Raw genomic sequence first — 16,498 nt, forward strand, 5'->3', positions numbered from 1 at the left:
TTTAAGATTGAAATACATACTTTCCATTAAATAGGCTTATTTTTCAGGCATGAGTGAAGAATGGTGTGAAGAGATAAGCCATTGTTGTCCATCCCATGTGTAGGTGAATGTGTAGCGGCCGGCGTCTTCAGAACCGTTGGCATATTTAAAAGTATATAAACCGTTATCAATTGCCGTATTGCAGCCAAGCTGAATGTGGCTCATATTAATCGTTCCCACCGGCTTTTTCTCTAGAAAGTGAACAAAATAATCTTCTTTCTCCGCTACAGTCAGGCGCGGTTTATTAGAAAGCGTCGGCAATAATATAGAGCCCGGGGCATAATTAGATACGACCTGTTTCGGATCACCGGTTTGCAGGGCATTGTTCCAGCGGTTAAATAAAGAAGCAATTTCCTGCTTATTGGTTACTTTACAGGCATTCGCAGCCATAGTTTGCGAACCTTGCTCAGCTGTACTTGCGCAAGCAGTTAAAAGCGTAGATAAAACCAACATAGACAATAAATTAAGTTTCATATTATTTCTCCTTATTAAGTTTTTATAGGGCCTGCAACAAGTAAAATGAAAAAAGTAATTAATAAAATAATATCATTATATAAATAGAAAAATAAAAAAACTTATTCATTATTGTTTTGAATCAATTTAAACGTTTTATTCGTTATAAAATTATAATATTCATTATATAATTATAAATTTCAATAGCTTATTTAATGTAAATTAATTTGATAAAAGTTTATTTAATGTTAATGAAAATTGAATTTTCAATTATTTCTTATTTAATTTACATTAAATAATTTAATGAAAAATAGATAATATTATGCTTTATCGTATATTCAATGTATGTAAATAAGGAGGCCGTCTGAAACTTTGAACTGCACCCCAAAAGTTGGACACTCCTCCAACCCATTAAGGTGCAGTTTTCTTATGAGCAAATATACATTAGACTTTAAATACCAAGCCGTGCAATATTATCAGCGCGTACGCAGCCAACAGCGTACTGCCGATCACTTTAATATTTCCCGTACCCATTTACGCCGTTGGATAGCCGCATACAACCAAGGCGGCATCCGCGCACTTGAGCATCCGCAGGCCATTATGATCATCAAACGCAAAAACCCCTTTATCGTCGATAAACCCGACCACGAAAAAACACAGGCGGAACTAATCGAAGAGTTGCGCTATATGCGGGCGGAGAACGACTATCTAAAGGAATTAAAAGCCCTCAGGCAGAAAGAAGCGGTCGCCAAAAAAGCGAAGCCGTCCAAGCACTGAGGGCAAAACATCCGCTTAAATACCTGCTGCACAGTGCTGCACTGCCCAAAAGCAGCTTTTATTACCACCACGGCCGTCCCGACCCGGACGAACAGGACAAAGCCGCCGTTGCCGAAGTTTATGCCCGCCATCAAGGGCGTTACGGATACAGGCGGATTGCCGCCACTTTGTCATGGAATAAGAAAAAGGTTATCCGTTTGATGAAACTGTTGCAATTGAAAGCCAAAGTGCGTCCGAAAAAAGCCTACCGCCATCCGGCAATGGGCGAACCGTCGGATAATATTCTGAACCGCCGCTTTGAGGCGCAAAAGCCCAATGAGAAATGGCTGACGGATGCCACCGAATTCAAGTGCAGCAATGGCAAACTGTATCTGTCACCGATATTGGATGTATTTAACCGCGAAATCGTCGCTTATGCGATGAGCCGCCGCCCGAACAGCGAGATGGTGGAAAGAATGCTGAATGATGCGGTCTGCAAACTGACAAAGGCAGATAAAGTGCTGCTGCATTCCGATCAAGGTGTGCTGTACCGTACGGAAGCCTACCGCCGCACGTTGGCAGAACACGGCATAGTGAAAAGTATATCGCGTAAAGGCAATTGTTGGGACAATGCACCGATGGAAAGCTTCTTTGCGATACTGAAGACGGAATGCTTTTATCAGGAAGGCAAAGTTTCGACAACAGAGCTGATGCAGACAATAGATGACTATATACGGTACTACAATCATGACAGATGTAGTTTGAAATTGAAAAAGCTGAGTCCTGTGGCATACAGAACCCAGCTCGAAAAGGCAGCCTGAAAAGGCTTTTATGTTTGTCCAAGATTTGGGGGTCAGATCAAATTTTCAGACGGCCTGTTTGTTTCATACCAAACCGAGATCAACGATTACGGCTAAATACGGTTTTGGCTGCCTGCCATGAGATACAGCATGCGCCGCCGATAAAGATTAAGTCGGCAAGTGTGCGTACCCAGCGCAGGGTATCGAGCAGCTCTTGTTGCATAAAGCCTTCGCTACGGGCATACCACAATCCTTCGGTGATGCTGGCGTGGGCTTGGAAAACGCCGATAGGCAGCAGGCTGGTGGCAATCATCAGCGCTAAGCCGGCGTTCAACATCCAGAATCCCCAAGTCATAATACTGTCGTTAAACGGTGTATCGGGTTTGAGATAGCGGGTAACCAGCAACACAAAACCCAGTGCCAAGAAACCATAAACCCCGAATAAAGCCGCATGGGCATGCACTGCTGTTGTGTTCAGCCCTTGGAGGTAATAGAGGGAAATCGGCGGGTTAATCAGGAAGCCGAACACACCGGCGCCGACCATATTCCAAAAAGCGACTGCCACAAAACACATCAGCGGCCAGCGCAGGCGTTTCGCCCATGGTGAGGCATGTTGGAAAGACCAATGTTCATAAGCTTCACGACCCAATAAAATCAGCGGTACCACTTCTAAAGCGGAGAATGAGGCGCCGACAGCCATCACCGGTGTGGTGGTGCCTGAAAAATAGAGGTGGTGGAATGTACCGGGTACGCCGCCAACCATAAACAAACTGGCCGACACCAAAGAAGCAACGGTTGCCGAACGTTGGGAAACCAAACCCATATTATAGAAAATAAACGCGAGGGCAGCGGTGGCGAATACCTCGAAGAAGCCTTCCACCCAAAGGTGTACTACCCACCAGCGCCAGTATTCCATAATGGTAAGGCTGGTGTGTTCGCCGTAAAACAGGCCCGGCGCATAAAACAAACCGACACCGACCATTGAGGCCACAAAAATCGCCAGCATGTTTTTATCGGTTTTTTGTTTAAAGGCTTGAACGGTGCAACGCAGCATTAAAAACAGCCACAATAGCAAACCGACCATTAGCAGCAGCTGCCAGAAACGGCCTAAATCCAGATATTCATAACCCTGATGACCGAACCAGAAGTTCAGATTAGATGGGATGGCGTGGCTTAATGCCAAAAAGTTACCGCCATAAGAACCCAATACCACGATAAACAGGGCGATATATAGGAAATTCACCCCAGCACGCTGATATTTCGGATCTTGGCCGCCGTTGATAATCGGAGCCAAAAACAGGCCGGCTGTTAAGAAACCGGTGGCAATCCAGAAAATTGCGGATTGGATATGCCATGTGCGCACTAAGGCATAAGGAAGCCATTGTGAAATATCAATGCCGTAGAATTGTTGTCCTTCAACGGTATAGTGTGCAGTCAAACCGCCGAGCAAAACCTGTGCCACAAATAGGGCGACGGTTAGGAAAACATATTTGCCCAATGCTTTTTGAGAGGGTGTTAACACGATTTTAGACAACGGGTCTTGTTGCGGAATGACCGGTTCGGGTTCGTTTTTTTTCAAGAAAGAGAAACCCCAAACCAATAAACCGACACCTAATAGCAGGAACACGATACTGGCCAGCGACCACATATAGTTTTCGGTCGTCGGTACATTATTAACCAAAGGCTCGTGCGGCCAGTTGTTGGTATAGGTCGCATCATGATCCGGCCGGTTGGTCGAAGCTGCCCATGCCGTCCAGAAGAAGAAGCGGGTCAGTTGCCGACGGGCGTTTTCATCCGGCAGCGTATTGTTTTTCATGGCGAATGCTTCGCGGGTCGGAATCATGGAAGCATCATTACCATAGAGTGTAATGTAGTAGGGTGCAACCTGCTCGATTGCCTGAATACGCGTATCGGATAAAACAACTTTATCATCGGATTGAAGGCGGCTGTTGTTGCGATATTCCTCTGCCGCACGCGCTTGTAAGGCTGATTTTGTGGCAGTGTCCAAATCGGCATAAGGTTTGCCGAATTCTTTTTGCGCCGTAATATCCAGCCAGGCTTCAAGTTCACGGTGCAGCCAGTCTGCCGTCCAGTCGGGTGCCTGATACGCGCCGTGCCCTAAAATAGAGCCCAACTCCATGCCGCCGGTGCTTTGCCATGCCGATTGGCCGGCCAGAATGTCATCTTTGGTGATAAGTGTTTCGCCTGATGCGGATACATAAGCTTGTGGAACCGGTGGTATTTTCCGGTAAACCTCGACACCTAAGTAGCCGAGTATGGAGAAAGTAATAGTCAGTACCGCAATCAGCGAGTACCAGAGCTTTTTATACTGTCCCATTTTTGTGCTCCTGTGTTTGTGTTTATTAAGTGGTTTAAAAATTCATAATATATGAATGTTATAAATTTTATCATGGTTAATTTAAAAAGGGTATGCTTAAAAAAATAGCTATTTTGATATATTTATCGGCTATTGTGATTACTACTTTTGGATAGGTGATAATATTTTTAATTTAAAAACAAGTAATTAAATTATTTTTGAATATAAAATTAAATCATCTTAAATCGGTTTTTGTATTATGTTGTTTTATCATGATGCTTCTAAATATTCATATATTATGAATTAATTGATTTGGGTCAAGATTTATAGTTGGTAGGTGGTTCATAATTCTTAAAAAACAGTAAAAGCGTGTTTATATACTTTTACTAAGAATGAAAACAACACAAGGAACCTAACCATGAAACACCATGTTTTAGCTGCTTTGATAGCTTCTGCTTTTGCACTTACCGCTTGTGATCAGAAATTTGAAGCAAAGCCGGAAGATACCGCTACTTCGGCGGCTTCCGAACAGCAGGCAGATGATTCGGTTGCACAAGGAGAGTTGCCGGTGATTGATGCGGTGATGACGCAGGCACCAAATGTACCGCCTCCTATTGATCGTGATTATCCTGCTAAAGTAATTGTTAAAATGGAAGTCATTGAAAAAGTAATGAAAATGGCTGATGGTGTGGATTATAAATATTGGACCTTCGGCGGTGATGTACCCGGTAAATTTATCCGTGTGCGTCAGGGGGATCAGGTAGAAGTGCAGTTTTCCAACCACCCTGATTCAACCGTACCGCATAATGTCGACTTTCATGGTGTCACCGGGCCGGGTGGTGGTGCGGAAGGTTCGTTTACTGCTCCGGGACACACTTCAACATTCAGCTTCAAAGCCTTACAGCCCGGCTTATATATTTATCACTGTGCAACCGCGCCTGTAGGCATGCATATTGCCAACGGTATGTATGGTTTGATTTTGGTCGAGCCGAAAGAGGGATTGCCTAAAGTTGATAAAGAGTTTTATGTGGTTCAGGGCGATTTTTATACCAAAGGTAAATACGGCGAAACCGGCCTACAACCGTTTGATATGGAAAAAGCCATTAAAGAAGAGCCTGAATATGTGGTCTTTAATGGTCATGTCGGTGCTATTGCCGGAGATAATGCACTAAAAGCCAATGTTGGTGAAACAGTTCGTATTTTTGTCGGTAACGGTGGGCCTAATTTAGTATCTTCATTCCATGTGATTGGTGAGATTTTTGATACGGTTCGGGTAGAAGGCGGTGATTTGGTCAATAAAAACATCCAAACTACGTTGGTACCTGCCGGCGGCGCTGCGATTGTGGAATTCAAACTTGACGTACCCGGTAGCTTTACATTAGTCGACCACTCTATCTTCCGTGCCTTTAATAAAGGTGCTTTAGGACAGTTGAAGGTAGAAGGGCCGGCAAATAAAGAAATTTATTCGGGAAAATTAAGTGATTCTGTCTATCAACCCGAAGGTGGTGCCATTCAAACTGTTCCGCTCACAGCCAGTGAAGCGGCACGGGTCGCAGCAGGTCCTGCTAAAGCAGAAAATAAAGATGATCAGATTAAACTTGGTCAAGCAATCTATAACGCTAACTGTATGGCTTGTCATGGTGCTGAGGGTAAAGGTGTGGCCGGTGCATTCCCGCCGCTGGCAGGTTCGGACTATTTAAATGCCGATCCTAAACGTGGTATTCACGCTATTTTACGTGGTGTCAGCGGTAAGGTGACCGTTAATGGTCAGGAGTACAACAGCGTAATGCCTGCAGTTGCCCTAAATGACGAAGATGCTGCCAATGTGCTTACCTATGTGTTAAACAGCTTCGGCAACAATGGCGGACAAATTCATGCGTCAGATGTTGCTAAAGAGCGGCAAAGTAAATAAACCGTATGTCGGGCTGTCTGAAGTATTGATTGATTCGGACAGCCTACCGGGTTTATCTGGATAAGAAGACAAACTACGGGAATAAAAATGAATACTGCTAAACTCAAACTATTATGGACTGTTTTGATGATGGTTGCCGGAACTGCGGCAGCGGATATGGTTACGATTAAGGGTGGCAGCTACCGTCCGCTGTATCTGAAAAAAGATACGCCGTTAATTAGTGTCAAACCTTTTCAGATGGATACGTTGCCCGTTACTAATGCCGAGTTTGCCGCTTTTGTACAAAAATATCCGCAATGGCAGCGTGGTAATGTAAGCAGTAAACAGACGGAAAAAGGCTATCTGCGTCATTGGGTAAAAAATAAAACAGGCTACAAACCAAAAGCTGTTGACCTGAAAAAACCGGTAACCAATGTTTCATGGTTTGCCGCCAATGCCTATTGCAGTGCGCAGGGTAAACGATTACCGACTATCGACCAATGGGAGTTTGTCGGGCAAGCATCGGCAACGCGTATAAACGGTACCACCGAAAAAAACTATAACCGTACTATTCTCGATTGGTATGCAGAGGGTAACCGCCAGGGTTTGCGGGATGTCGGTCAGGGCAAGCCGAATTATTGGGGTGTTTATGATATGCATGGTCTGATTTGGGAATGGACGGAAGATTTCAACAGCAGCCAGTTGACATCTAGTGCTGCTGAAGGCAGTAATTTGTTTTGTAGCGGTGCATCAGCTGGCTCGGCGGATCCAAGTGATTATGCGGCTTTTATGCGCTACGGTATCCGCACCAGCTTGCAAGCTAAGTTTGTGCTGAATAATTTGGGATTTCGCTGTGTACGTTAAAGTTGAATAAGCAGAACAAAATTTTTTATATTCTTTTTCTTGAAAAGCAAGGCAGTCTTTTCGGTGCGTTTTATACGCACCGTTTTTTTATATTGGGTGATGAAATACTGTATTTGAATATTAATATGGTTGTATATCAATATAAGACCGTCTGAAAGATTTTTTCAGACGGCCTTATATTTAAACGGAAGCAATAAGGTTATTTGCTTGTGCCGATTTTTAAGCCTAATACATCCTGCATATCAAACAGGCCGTTTTGATGATTGCGCAACCATACGGCAGCACGTACCGCGCCACCGGCAAAAGTCATACGGCTGCTGGCTTTATGTGTGATTTCCACCCGCTCGCCCTCGGTGGCAAATAGGGCGGTATGGTCGCCGACAATATCACCGCCGCGAACAGTGGCAAAGCCGATGGTGTTGGCATCACGGGCGCCGGTGTGCCCTTCGCGGCCATAGACTGCGCACTCTTTGAGGTCGCGCCCTAAGGCGTCGGCAATCACTTCGCCCATACGCAATGCAGTGCCGCTGGGGGCGTCGACTTTATGGCGGTGGTGGGCTTCGATAATTTCAATATCGTAGCCTTCGTTGAGTACACGGGCGACGGTGTCGAGAATGTGAAAGGTCAGATTCACGCCGACGCTGTAATTGGCTGCAAACACAATGCCGATTTGTTCGGCAGCCGTCTGGATGGCAGTTTTGCCGGCGTCGTCGAAACCGGTAGTGCCGATAATCATGCCAACCCCGGCGGCCGCACATTTTTTTAAATGGGCTAAGGTTGGCTCGGGGCGGGTGAAGTCGATAAGGATATCGCTGTTTGCCAGTACGTTGTCGATATCGTCGGTAATTTTAATACCGGTATTCAGGCCTGAAGTATAGCCTGCATCGAATCCCAAAGCAGGCGAACCGGAATGCTCGAGTGCGCCGCTTAAAACGGTATCAGGATGGCGTTCGACAGCTTCAACTAAAATCCTGCCCATACGGCCGTCTGCGCCGGCAATCGCAATTTTGAGTGCGCTCATGAAATCAGTCCTTATTCGGGCGGTTAAGGTTGCTGCTGTTGGGCGGCCGCGGCTTGTTCTGCTTCGAGTTGTTGGATGGCATATTGGATGGCATCGCCTTCTGCACGAACCAGTTGGTCGTTATTGAAATACAGGGTCAGCGTGCGTTGTTCGGAAACAATGCCGTTACGGGAGGTATTGTATGTGTAGTCCCAGCGGTCGTTATGGAACGGATCGCGTAGTAGCGGGGTGCCTAATAGCAATTGAACCTGATCGCGGCTCATGCCGGGCTGTAAGGAGGCAACGGCACGTGCATCGAGCTCATTGCCTTGAATCACTTTCAGCTTGTAAGAGGGGAAATTGGATACGCGCTCGGCAGAGCAGGCCGCCAAACCCAACAGGGCGGCCATGGCAAGACATAATGGTTTATTCACAAGTTTTACCTTTCGTTTGATAGTCGTAGCAGGCTTCAGGCATCAGTATAACAAAGAAATCGGAAGATTCTAGAAGCATGATGCATTCTTGTTGTGATGTAAGACGGCTTTATAAGCAGTGTTTATCAGGTTTTCACTGTATTTTTTATGTGAAACGTATAATTGAAAACCTTTATTATCTTGGTAGTGGGCAAAGCTGTTAAAATTGCGTATTATAACGGTAATTAGACGACAAGGGTATGAACGCATTATGGAAAATAGCTTTAGCAATATCGCCCAATTAAAAGACAACGGCTTAAAGGTAACCGGCCCGCGTTTGAAAATTTTAGATTTGTTTGAAACGTATGCAGAAGCGCATTTGAGCGCAGAGGATGTTTACCGTATTTTACTGGACGAAGGCATCGAGATCGGTGTCGCCACGATTTACCGTGTTTTGACCCAGTTCGAACAAGCCGGTATTTTGCTACGCCATCATTTTGAAACGGGTAAAGCGGTATATGAATTGAATAAAGGCGATCACCACGACCACATTGTTTGTGTGAAATGTGGCAAGGTTACCGAGTTTCATAATCGTGAAATCGAACAACTTCAAGATAAAATTGCCGAAGAAAACGGCTATCAGGTGGTTGACCACGCTTTGTATATGTATGGCGTGTGTAGCGACTGCCAACAAAAACGCAAACGTTAATCTCGTTTGATTGTAAACTTTTTTCAGACGGCCTTGATATATTGAGGCCGTCTGAATGTTTTTATAGAAATAGAAAGCCGTTAGCTATGGAAATCCCTTTTTTATATGACGATACTGCCGCTTTCCCCGATGTTTTCGAGGCCATCGAAGAGCGTGACGGTTTCGTGGCCATTGGTGGCAGCCTGAGTGCGCAGAGGTTGTTAACGGCGTATCGGCAGGGTATTTTTCCATGGTTTTCAGAGGGCGATCCGGTGTGTTGGTGGGCTTTGTCGCCGCGCACGGTGCTGTATCCCGAAAAATGCCATATCGGCCGCTCATTACAAAAAACACTGCGCAATAAGCCTTATCTGGTCACGGTGAATCAGAAATTTCCGGCTGTGATTGCCACTTGCGCCGGTGTGCGGCGGCCGGAGCAGTCCGGCACATGGATTACCGAAGAGATGCAACAAGCTTATATAGGTTTGTACGAACTCGGCCACGCCCATTCTTTTGAATGTTGGTATCCCGATGAAAACGGCGTGCTGAATCTGGCCGGCGGCTTATACGGTGTACAAATAGGGCGGGTGTTTTTCGGCGAATCGATGTTTGCGCTTCGGCCGGATGCATCAAAAATCGCTTTTGCCTGTGCCGTGCCTTATTTAGCCAAGTGTGGGATTGAAATCATAGACTGCCAGCAAAATACCGATCACTTGGCGCGCTTTGGTTCGGAGCTGATTGCATTTGAAACGTTTCAGACGGCCTTAAATGATTTAACGGATAAAGCGTTAGACGAGCCTATTGGTTCGGGATGGATTGCACAAAGTAAAATAGTGCTGGAGGAGCCGTTTGAATAAAATAATCAAAGATCTAGAAAAGTGTTTGATAATAAAAAAAGAGCAGATATTTATCTGCTCTTTTTTCTTTACCTAGCTTAAATTACCCTTGTGCTTGTTCGGCCGGTTTCTGATTAGACAGTGCCGCTTTAATATAGGCGGTAAACAAAGGGTGGCCTTTGCGCGGTGTTGAGGTAAATTCAGGGTGGAACTGGCAGGCGAAAAACCATGGATGATTTGGCAGTTCGATGGTTTCTACCAAACGCTCACGGCCTGCGGAAACGCCACCGATTACCAAACCGGCTTTTTCCAATTCGGGTACGAAGTTGTTATTGACTTCATAGCGATGACGGTGGCGCTCTTTGATTTTGGTGTCGCCATAAATCTTGGCAGCCAGCGTATCCGGTTTGAGATCAACTTCTTGTGCACCCAAACGCATGGTGCCGCCTAAATCGACATGCTCATCGCGTTTTTCTACGCTGCCGTCGGCGGTTTGCCATTCATCAATCAGACCGACAACAGGATAAGGTGTTTTCGGATCAAATTCGCTGGAATTGGCGTTGGGCATGTCGGCAATATCGCGGGCGTATTCGACCAACGCAATTTGCATACCCAAGCAAATACCCAAATATGGTACATTATTTTCGCGCGCATATTTCACGGCAGCGATTTTACCTTCTACTCCGCGCACACCAAATCCGCCGGGCACCAAAACGGCATCCATGCCTTCCAGGCAGCCGACGCCGTCTTTTTCAATCGATTCACTATCAATATAAGTGATTTGAACATCGGTTTCTGTGTGGATACCGGCATGTTTCAGGGCTTCAGTTAACGATTTGTAGGATTCGGTTAAATCGACATATTTGCCGACCATGGCGATTTTAACGGTATGTTTCGGATTTTTAATCGCATAAACGATTTTCTTCCATTCGGTTAAATCGGCTTGTTGAACGTTTAATTGCAACTGTTCGCAGATAATATTGTCGATACCCTGATTGTGGAGCATTTCGGGAATTTCATAAATGCTGTCTGCATCATAGCTGCCGACAACCGCACGCTCTTCCACATTACAGAACAGGGCGATTTTGCGTTTTTCTTCTTCGGGCAGAATACGATCCATGCGGCAGATTAAGATATCGGGTTGGATACCGATTTCGCGCAATTCTTTAACCGAGTGTTGGGTCGGCTTGGTTTTGATTTCGCCGGCTGCGGCAATATAAGGCACATAGCTTAAATGCACATATAAGGTATTGTGGCGGCCGAGCTGGCTGCGCATCTGGCGGATGGCTTCTAAAAAGGGCAGTGATTCGATATCGCCGACAGTGCCGCCGATTTCGACGATGGCAACATCATAGCCTGCCGCACCTTCGTGTATTTTGCGTTTGATTTCGTCGGTGATATGCGGAATCACCTGTACGGTGCCGCCGAGATAGTCGCCGCGGCGCTCTTTGGCGATTACTTGCTCATATACCTGCCCGGTACTGAAACTGTTGCGGCGCGACATGATGGAATTGATAAAACGCTCGTAGTGGCCTAAATCCAAATCGGTTTCGGCACCGTCTTCTGTTACGAAAACTTCACCGTGCTGAAACGGGCTCATAGTGCCGGGGTCGACGTTGATATAGGGGTCGAGTTTCAGCATAGTCACGTTTAAACCGCGTGATTCGAGAATGGTGGCAATAGAAGCGGCGGCGATACCTTTACCTAGTGAAGATACGACGCCGCCGGTTACGAATATAAATTTTGTCATGGTATTTACCGCTCGTTTTGAATCTATAATTTTACCCTGAATCGGGCATATCGGCAACTTAAAGGCCGTCTGAAAATGTTTCAGACGGCCTTTGTGGTTTAAGCTTTATTGGCGCTTTCACGCAATTCGCGGCGTAGGATTTTGCCAACATTGGATTTCGGCAGCTCGTCGCGGAATTCGATGTCTTTCGGCACTTTATAGGCCGTTAGCTCGGTGCGGCAGAAGGCAATCAGCTCTTCTTTGGTGAGGGAAGGGTCTTTTTTCACCACAAACAGTTTCAATGCTTCACCGGTTTTTTCGCTGGCCACACCGATACAGGCCACTTCGAGCACTTTATCATGATGGGCGACCACTTCTTCGATTTCGTTGGGGTAAACGTTGAAGCCTGATACTACAATCAAATCTTTTTTACGGTCGACCAGTTTGAACCAGCCTTTTTCATCGACAACGGCAATATCGCCGGTTTCGAGGAATCCGCGTGCATCAATGGCTTTGGCCGTTTCTTCGGGGCGGTTCCAATAGCCTTTCATGACTTGCGGGCCGCGCACCCACATTTCACCCGGTTGTCCGAGCGGCACTTCGTTGCCGTCGGCATCGCGTAATTCGATTTCAGTGGAGGAAATCGGTAGGCCGATGCTGCCGGTATAAGCTGAAATACCTAGAGGATTACAGCAAACGCCGGGGCTGGCTTCGGTGAGACCGTAGGCTTCGACAATCGGAGTGCCGGTGATGTTTTTCCATTTTTCTGCGACCGGTTTTTGCGTCGCCATACCGCCGGAAAGGGTGAGTTTTAAAGTGGAAAAGTCTATTTCGCTTAATTCGGGTCGGTTAATCATGGCGTTAAACAGTGTGTTTACGCCGATAAATACGCTGACTTTTTCTTTTTTCAACTCGCTGATAAAGCCTTTCATATCGCGCGGATTGGTAATCAGCAGGATTTTGGCACCGGCTTGGGTGAAAATCATTAAATTAATCGTTAAGGCCAAAATATGGTAAAGCGGCAGGGCGGCGGTAACGACTTCTTGGCCGTCGACCAGTAGGTTTTTAATCCATTCGGCGGCCTGCTGCATATTGGCGCAGATATTGCCGTGACTGAGAATGGCGCCTTTGGCCACACCGGTGGTGCCACCGGTGTATTGAAGGAATGCGGTGTCGTCACGGGTAAGTTCAACCGGTGTAAAGGAGTGTGCTGCACCTTGTTTTAAGGCCGTCTGAAAAGAAATGGCATGATCAATACGGTATTCGGGCACCATTTTTTTAACTTTGCGTAATACAAAGTTCATCAACTTGCCTTTTAAGCCGAACATGTCGCCGACGGTGGCAATAACCACGTTTTTAATTTGTGTGCGCGGCAGCACCAGCTCTAAGGTGTTGGCAAAATTTTCCAATACGATAATGGTGGTTGCGCCGCTGTCGTTGAGCTGGTGTTCCAATTCGCGCGGGGTATAAAGCGGATTGGTATTCACCACCACCATGCCGGCTTGCAACGCACCAAATAGGGCAATCGGGTATTGCAACAGGTTGGGCATCATAATGGCGACCCGTTCGCCGCGGGGTAGTTTTAAGGTGTTTTGCAGAAAAGAGGCAAAATCGTTAACCAGTTTGGCGGTTTCGGCATAGGTCAGGGTTTTACCCATATTTTGAAAAGCCGGCCTGTTGGCAAACTTACGCGCGCTTTTTTGGAAAACATCGACAATTGATTGGTTGAGGGTCACATCGATTTCATGTGCGACACCCTGCTCATAACTTTGAAACCAGATTTTTTCCATAAAGTGAGTTTCCTTGTTGTTATGGCCGTCTGAAAAATGGAATGGGTTTCAGACGGCTTGAATACATTATTTGTTGTTTGACGGATATTGGTTTTGCGTTATCCGGTATAAGGTTTTATTCGGTCACAATCACCGGTTTGTCGGTGGCGGTAATGATGCCGCCGCCCAAGCAGATATCGCCGTCGTACAATACGGCGGACTGTCCGGGTGTAACCGCCCATTGGGGTTCGTCAAAAAGTAATTCGGCGCTTTCTTCATCGATATAGCGCAATTCGCACGGTGCATCGGCCATGCGGTAGCGGGTTTTGCAGGTATAGCGGCCGGGTTGCGGGCGTTCGGGCAAGGTCCAGCTTAAGTCGTTCATGGTCAGGCTGCGGGTATAGAGCAGGGGGTGGTCGTGCCCTTGAACGACAATCAGTTGGTTGGCAGGCAGGTTTTTTCCGGCCACAAACCACGGTTCGCCCGCACCACCGATGCCCAAGCCTTTGCGTTGGCCGATGGTGTAAAACATCAGGCCGAGATGTTCGCCGACTTTTTTGCCTTCCGGCGTGATCATGTCGCCGCTGTCGGTGGGCAGGTATTGTTGTAGAAATTCGCGGAAAGGGCGCTCGCCGATAAAGCAGATGCCGGTGCTGTCTTTTTTAGCGGCGGTTGGCAGCTCGGCTTGTGCGGCCAAGCGGCGCACTTCGGGTTTTTCCAAATCGCCGAGCGGGAAAATAGCGCGCTCAAGCTGGTGGGGTTTTAGGCGGTAGAGAAAATAGCTTTGATCTTTATTGTTATCCAAGCCTTTTAGCAGGTAGTGCACGCCGTTGCGGATTTCTTTGCGGGCGTAGTGGCCGGTGGCGATAACGTCCGCACCTTCTCGGATGGCATAGTCGAGAAAGCATTTGAATTTGATTTCGGCATTGCACAAAACGTCGGGATTGGGTGTGCGTCCGGCTGAATATTCTTTTAAGAAGTAGGCAAAAACATTGTCTTTATATTCGGCGGCAAAATTGACGATATCAATATCGATATCGAGAATATCGGCCACGGAAATGGCATCAAACGAGTCTTGTTTGATGCTGCAATATTCGTCGTTGTCGTCGTCTTCCCAATTTTGCATGAAAACGCCGCGCACTTGGTAGCCTTGTTGTTTCAGGAGGTATGCGGTAACGGAGGAATCGACACCGCCGGAGAGCCCGACGATGATATTGTGTGGTTCGGATGTGTGCATGGATTCGGAGCGTGCCTGAGATAGAAATATCACAAAACACGATTATTGTGTGTTTACCAAAATTTTCAATTATCTGATTTTACCATTTTTAGTATGTATTGCGTCAAACAGGGGTGTATTGTATCGAATGTTGTTTGATAAACGTTTTTTCAGACGGCCTGAAAGATTGCGTTAATTTGTGTACAATAACCGGTTTGCCCGATATCTTTCGATTTTTGCGGTTTCGGGCGGTAGTAATCGTTTATCTATATAGGAAAGAAAAACTTCATGTTTCGTACTATGCTTGGTGGCAAGATACACCGTGCCACTGTAACCGAAGCCGATCTGAATTATGTCGGCAGTATTACTATCGATCAAGATTTGCTCGATGCGGCAGGTATCTACCTGAATGAGAAAGTTCAAGTGGTGAATAATAATAACGGCCAACGCTTTGAAACGTATACCATTCCGGGAGAGCGTGGCAGCGGTGTGGTTTGTTTGAACGGTGCGGCGGCACGTTTGGCACAGCCGGGTGATATTGTGATTATTATGTCGTATTTGATGATGAATAATGAAGAAGCGGTCAAACATGAGCCGAAAGTGGTATTGGTGAACGAAAATAATCAAATCCGTGATATTATTCACTATGAACCGCCGCATACCGTTTTATAAATATTTTCGGATTGGTTTATTGCCATTCTAGCCCAGCAGGCCGTCTGAAAACTGTTCAGACGGCCTGCTGCCATAAAGGAGTTTTATTTATTATGAATATTAATATCAATCAAATCAGTGTGAGCAACGATGCCCCGTTTACTCTATTCGGCGGCATTAATGTATTGGAAGATTTGGATTCGACACTGAAAGCCTGCGAACATTATGTCAAAGTAACCGAAAAACTCGGTATTCCGTATGTGTTTAAAGCTTCTTTTGATAAAGCCAACCGCTCATCTATTCACTCCTACCGCGGTGTGGGTTTGGAAGAGGGGCTGAAAATTTTCACCGCCGTAAAAAAAGAATTTAACGTGCCGGTGATTACCGATGTGCACGAGCCTTATCAATGTGCGCCGGTGGCGGAGGTGTGCGATGTCATCCAATTGCCCGCATTTTTGGCGCGTCAAACCGATTTGGTGGTGGCGATGGCGGCAACGGGCAATGTGATTAATGTGAAAAAACCACAGTTTCTCAGCCCGCAGCAAATGAAAAATATTGTTGAAAAATTCAAAGAAGCCGGTAACGACCAAGTGATTTTATGCGAACGCGGCGCGCAGTTCGGTTATGATAATCTGGTGGTGGATATGCTCGGTTTTGGCGTGATGAAAAAAACATGCGGCAATCTGCCGGTGATTTTCGATGTGACCCATTCATTGCAACAGCGCGAAGCCGGTGCCGCCGCATCGGGTGGCCGTCGCAGCCAAGTATTGGATTTGGCCTTAGCCGGTATGGCGACACGCTTGGCCGGATTGTTTTTGGAGTCACACGAAAATCCTGATCAGGCCAGATGCGACGGGCCAAGCGCGCTGCCGTTGGCGAAGCTGGAAGATTTTCTGATTCGGGTGAAAGCGGTGGATGAAACCGTTAAATCGTTTGCACCGCTAACGATTGATTAATATTCAAGCAAACAAAGGTGAGGCCGTCTGAATAGTTTTCAGACGGCCTTCATTCTATCTATTGAAGTTGCCGTGTGTAATCAGCGCCTATATTGATTTTGAGGGATGAGGCGATTATTTGTA

The 16,498-nt window shown here is 46.4% G+C and carries 14 protein-coding genes and 1 pseudogene; 8 read left to right on the forward strand and 7 right to left on the reverse strand.

Annotated elements, in window-relative coordinates; genetic code table 11:
- Positions 1-36: 36 nt before the first annotated feature.
- Positions 37-513 (reverse strand): SgcJ/EcaC family oxidoreductase, encoded by a 477-nt coding sequence (locus D0T92_RS05635; protein WP_151051019.1) that lies wholly within the window; start codon positions 511-513, stop codon positions 37-39.
- Between the two features lie 408 nt (positions 514-921).
- On the opposite strand from D0T92_RS05635, the gene D0T92_RS05640 reads away from it, so the two are divergent.
- Positions 922-1,269 carry a helix-turn-helix domain-containing protein gene (locus D0T92_RS05640; RefSeq protein ID WP_151049971.1) on the forward strand — a complete coding sequence of 116 codons (348 nt, stop codon included), beginning with the start codon at positions 922-924 and terminating at the stop codon, positions 1,267-1,269.
- Between the two features lie 26 nt (positions 1,270-1,295).
- Positions 1,296-2,069: an IS3 family transposase gene (locus D0T92_RS05645; RefSeq protein ID WP_263641707.1), complete on the forward strand. Its 774-nt coding sequence runs from the start codon at positions 1,296-1,298 to the stop codon at positions 2,067-2,069.
- A 79-nt stretch (positions 2,070-2,148) separates the two neighbouring features.
- Here the strand turns inward: D0T92_RS05645 and D0T92_RS05650 are convergent, their stop codons facing one another.
- Positions 2,149-4,386, reverse strand: coding sequence for a nitric-oxide reductase large subunit (locus D0T92_RS05650; RefSeq protein WP_151051023.1), 2,238 nt, complete (start codon positions 4,384-4,386; stop codon positions 2,149-2,151).
- Between the two features lie 397 nt (positions 4,387-4,783).
- On the opposite strand from D0T92_RS05650, the gene nirK reads away from it, so the two are divergent.
- A complete protein-coding gene (gene nirK, locus D0T92_RS05655) occupies positions 4,784-6,277 on the forward strand; it encodes a copper-containing nitrite reductase (RefSeq protein WP_151051026.1) in 1,494 nt (497 codons plus the stop codon).
- Between the two features lie 87 nt (positions 6,278-6,364).
- The gene (locus tag D0T92_RS05660; RefSeq protein ID WP_151051028.1) at positions 6,365-7,120 is read left to right on the forward strand and encodes a formylglycine-generating enzyme family protein; all 756 of its coding nucleotides are present in this window, start codon (positions 6,365-6,367) and stop codon (positions 7,118-7,120) included.
- A gap of 199 nt (positions 7,121-7,319) precedes the next feature.
- Here the strand turns inward: D0T92_RS05660 and dapB are convergent, their stop codons facing one another.
- Together dapB and D0T92_RS05670 are read right to left on the reverse strand one after the other, a co-directional pair.
- The gene (dapB, locus tag D0T92_RS05665) at positions 7,320-8,141 is read right to left on the reverse strand and encodes a 4-hydroxy-tetrahydrodipicolinate reductase (protein ID WP_151051030.1); all 822 of its coding nucleotides are present in this window, start codon (positions 8,139-8,141) and stop codon (positions 7,320-7,322) included.
- 23 nt (positions 8,142-8,164) lie between these two features.
- On the reverse strand, positions 8,165-8,554 hold the full coding sequence (locus D0T92_RS05670; RefSeq protein WP_151051032.1) for an outer membrane protein assembly factor BamE: 390 nt from the start codon (positions 8,552-8,554) through the stop codon (positions 8,165-8,167).
- A gap of 180 nt (positions 8,555-8,734) precedes the next feature.
- Between D0T92_RS05670 and fur the strand changes: the two are divergent.
- Both fur and aat read left to right on the forward strand, forming a co-directional pair.
- Positions 8,735-9,242: pseudogene (gene fur / locus D0T92_RS05675) on the forward strand (ferric iron uptake transcriptional regulator).
- 86 nt (positions 9,243-9,328) lie between these two features.
- Positions 9,329-10,075 carry a leucyl/phenylalanyl-tRNA--protein transferase gene (gene aat, locus D0T92_RS05680; RefSeq protein WP_151051037.1) on the forward strand — a complete coding sequence of 249 codons (747 nt, stop codon included), beginning with the start codon at positions 9,329-9,331 and terminating at the stop codon, positions 10,073-10,075.
- A gap of 82 nt (positions 10,076-10,157) precedes the next feature.
- Here aat and D0T92_RS05685 read toward each other — a convergent pair whose 3' ends face one another.
- From D0T92_RS05685 to mnmA, 3 genes are all read right to left on the reverse strand, one after another.
- Positions 10,158-11,804, reverse strand: coding sequence for a CTP synthase (locus D0T92_RS05685; protein ID WP_151051039.1), 1,647 nt, complete (start codon positions 11,802-11,804; stop codon positions 10,158-10,160).
- A gap of 98 nt (positions 11,805-11,902) precedes the next feature.
- A complete protein-coding gene (locus tag D0T92_RS05690) occupies positions 11,903-13,573 on the reverse strand; it encodes an AMP-binding protein (RefSeq protein ID WP_151051041.1) in 1,671 nt (556 codons plus the stop codon).
- Positions 13,574-13,688: 115 nt separating this feature from the next.
- The gene (mnmA, locus tag D0T92_RS05695; protein WP_151051043.1) at positions 13,689-14,789 is read right to left on the reverse strand and encodes a tRNA 2-thiouridine(34) synthase MnmA; all 1,101 of its coding nucleotides are present in this window, start codon (positions 14,787-14,789) and stop codon (positions 13,689-13,691) included.
- A gap of 267 nt (positions 14,790-15,056) precedes the next feature.
- Here mnmA and panD point away from each other — a divergent pair, with 267 nt between their 5' ends.
- Positions 15,057-15,440, forward strand: coding sequence for an aspartate 1-decarboxylase (gene panD, locus D0T92_RS05700; RefSeq protein WP_151051045.1), 384 nt, complete (start codon positions 15,057-15,059; stop codon positions 15,438-15,440).
- 92 nt (positions 15,441-15,532) lie between these two features.
- Entirely contained in the window at positions 15,533-16,375 is an 843-nt protein-coding gene (gene kdsA, locus D0T92_RS05705) for a 3-deoxy-8-phosphooctulonate synthase (RefSeq protein ID WP_151051047.1), read from the forward strand.
- Positions 16,376-16,498: the final 123 nt, after the last annotated feature.

Source organism: Neisseria zalophi (genome assembly GCF_008807015.1).
In the GTDB taxonomy this organism is placed as follows: Bacteria; Pseudomonadota; Gammaproteobacteria; order Burkholderiales; family Neisseriaceae; genus Neisseria; species Neisseria zalophi.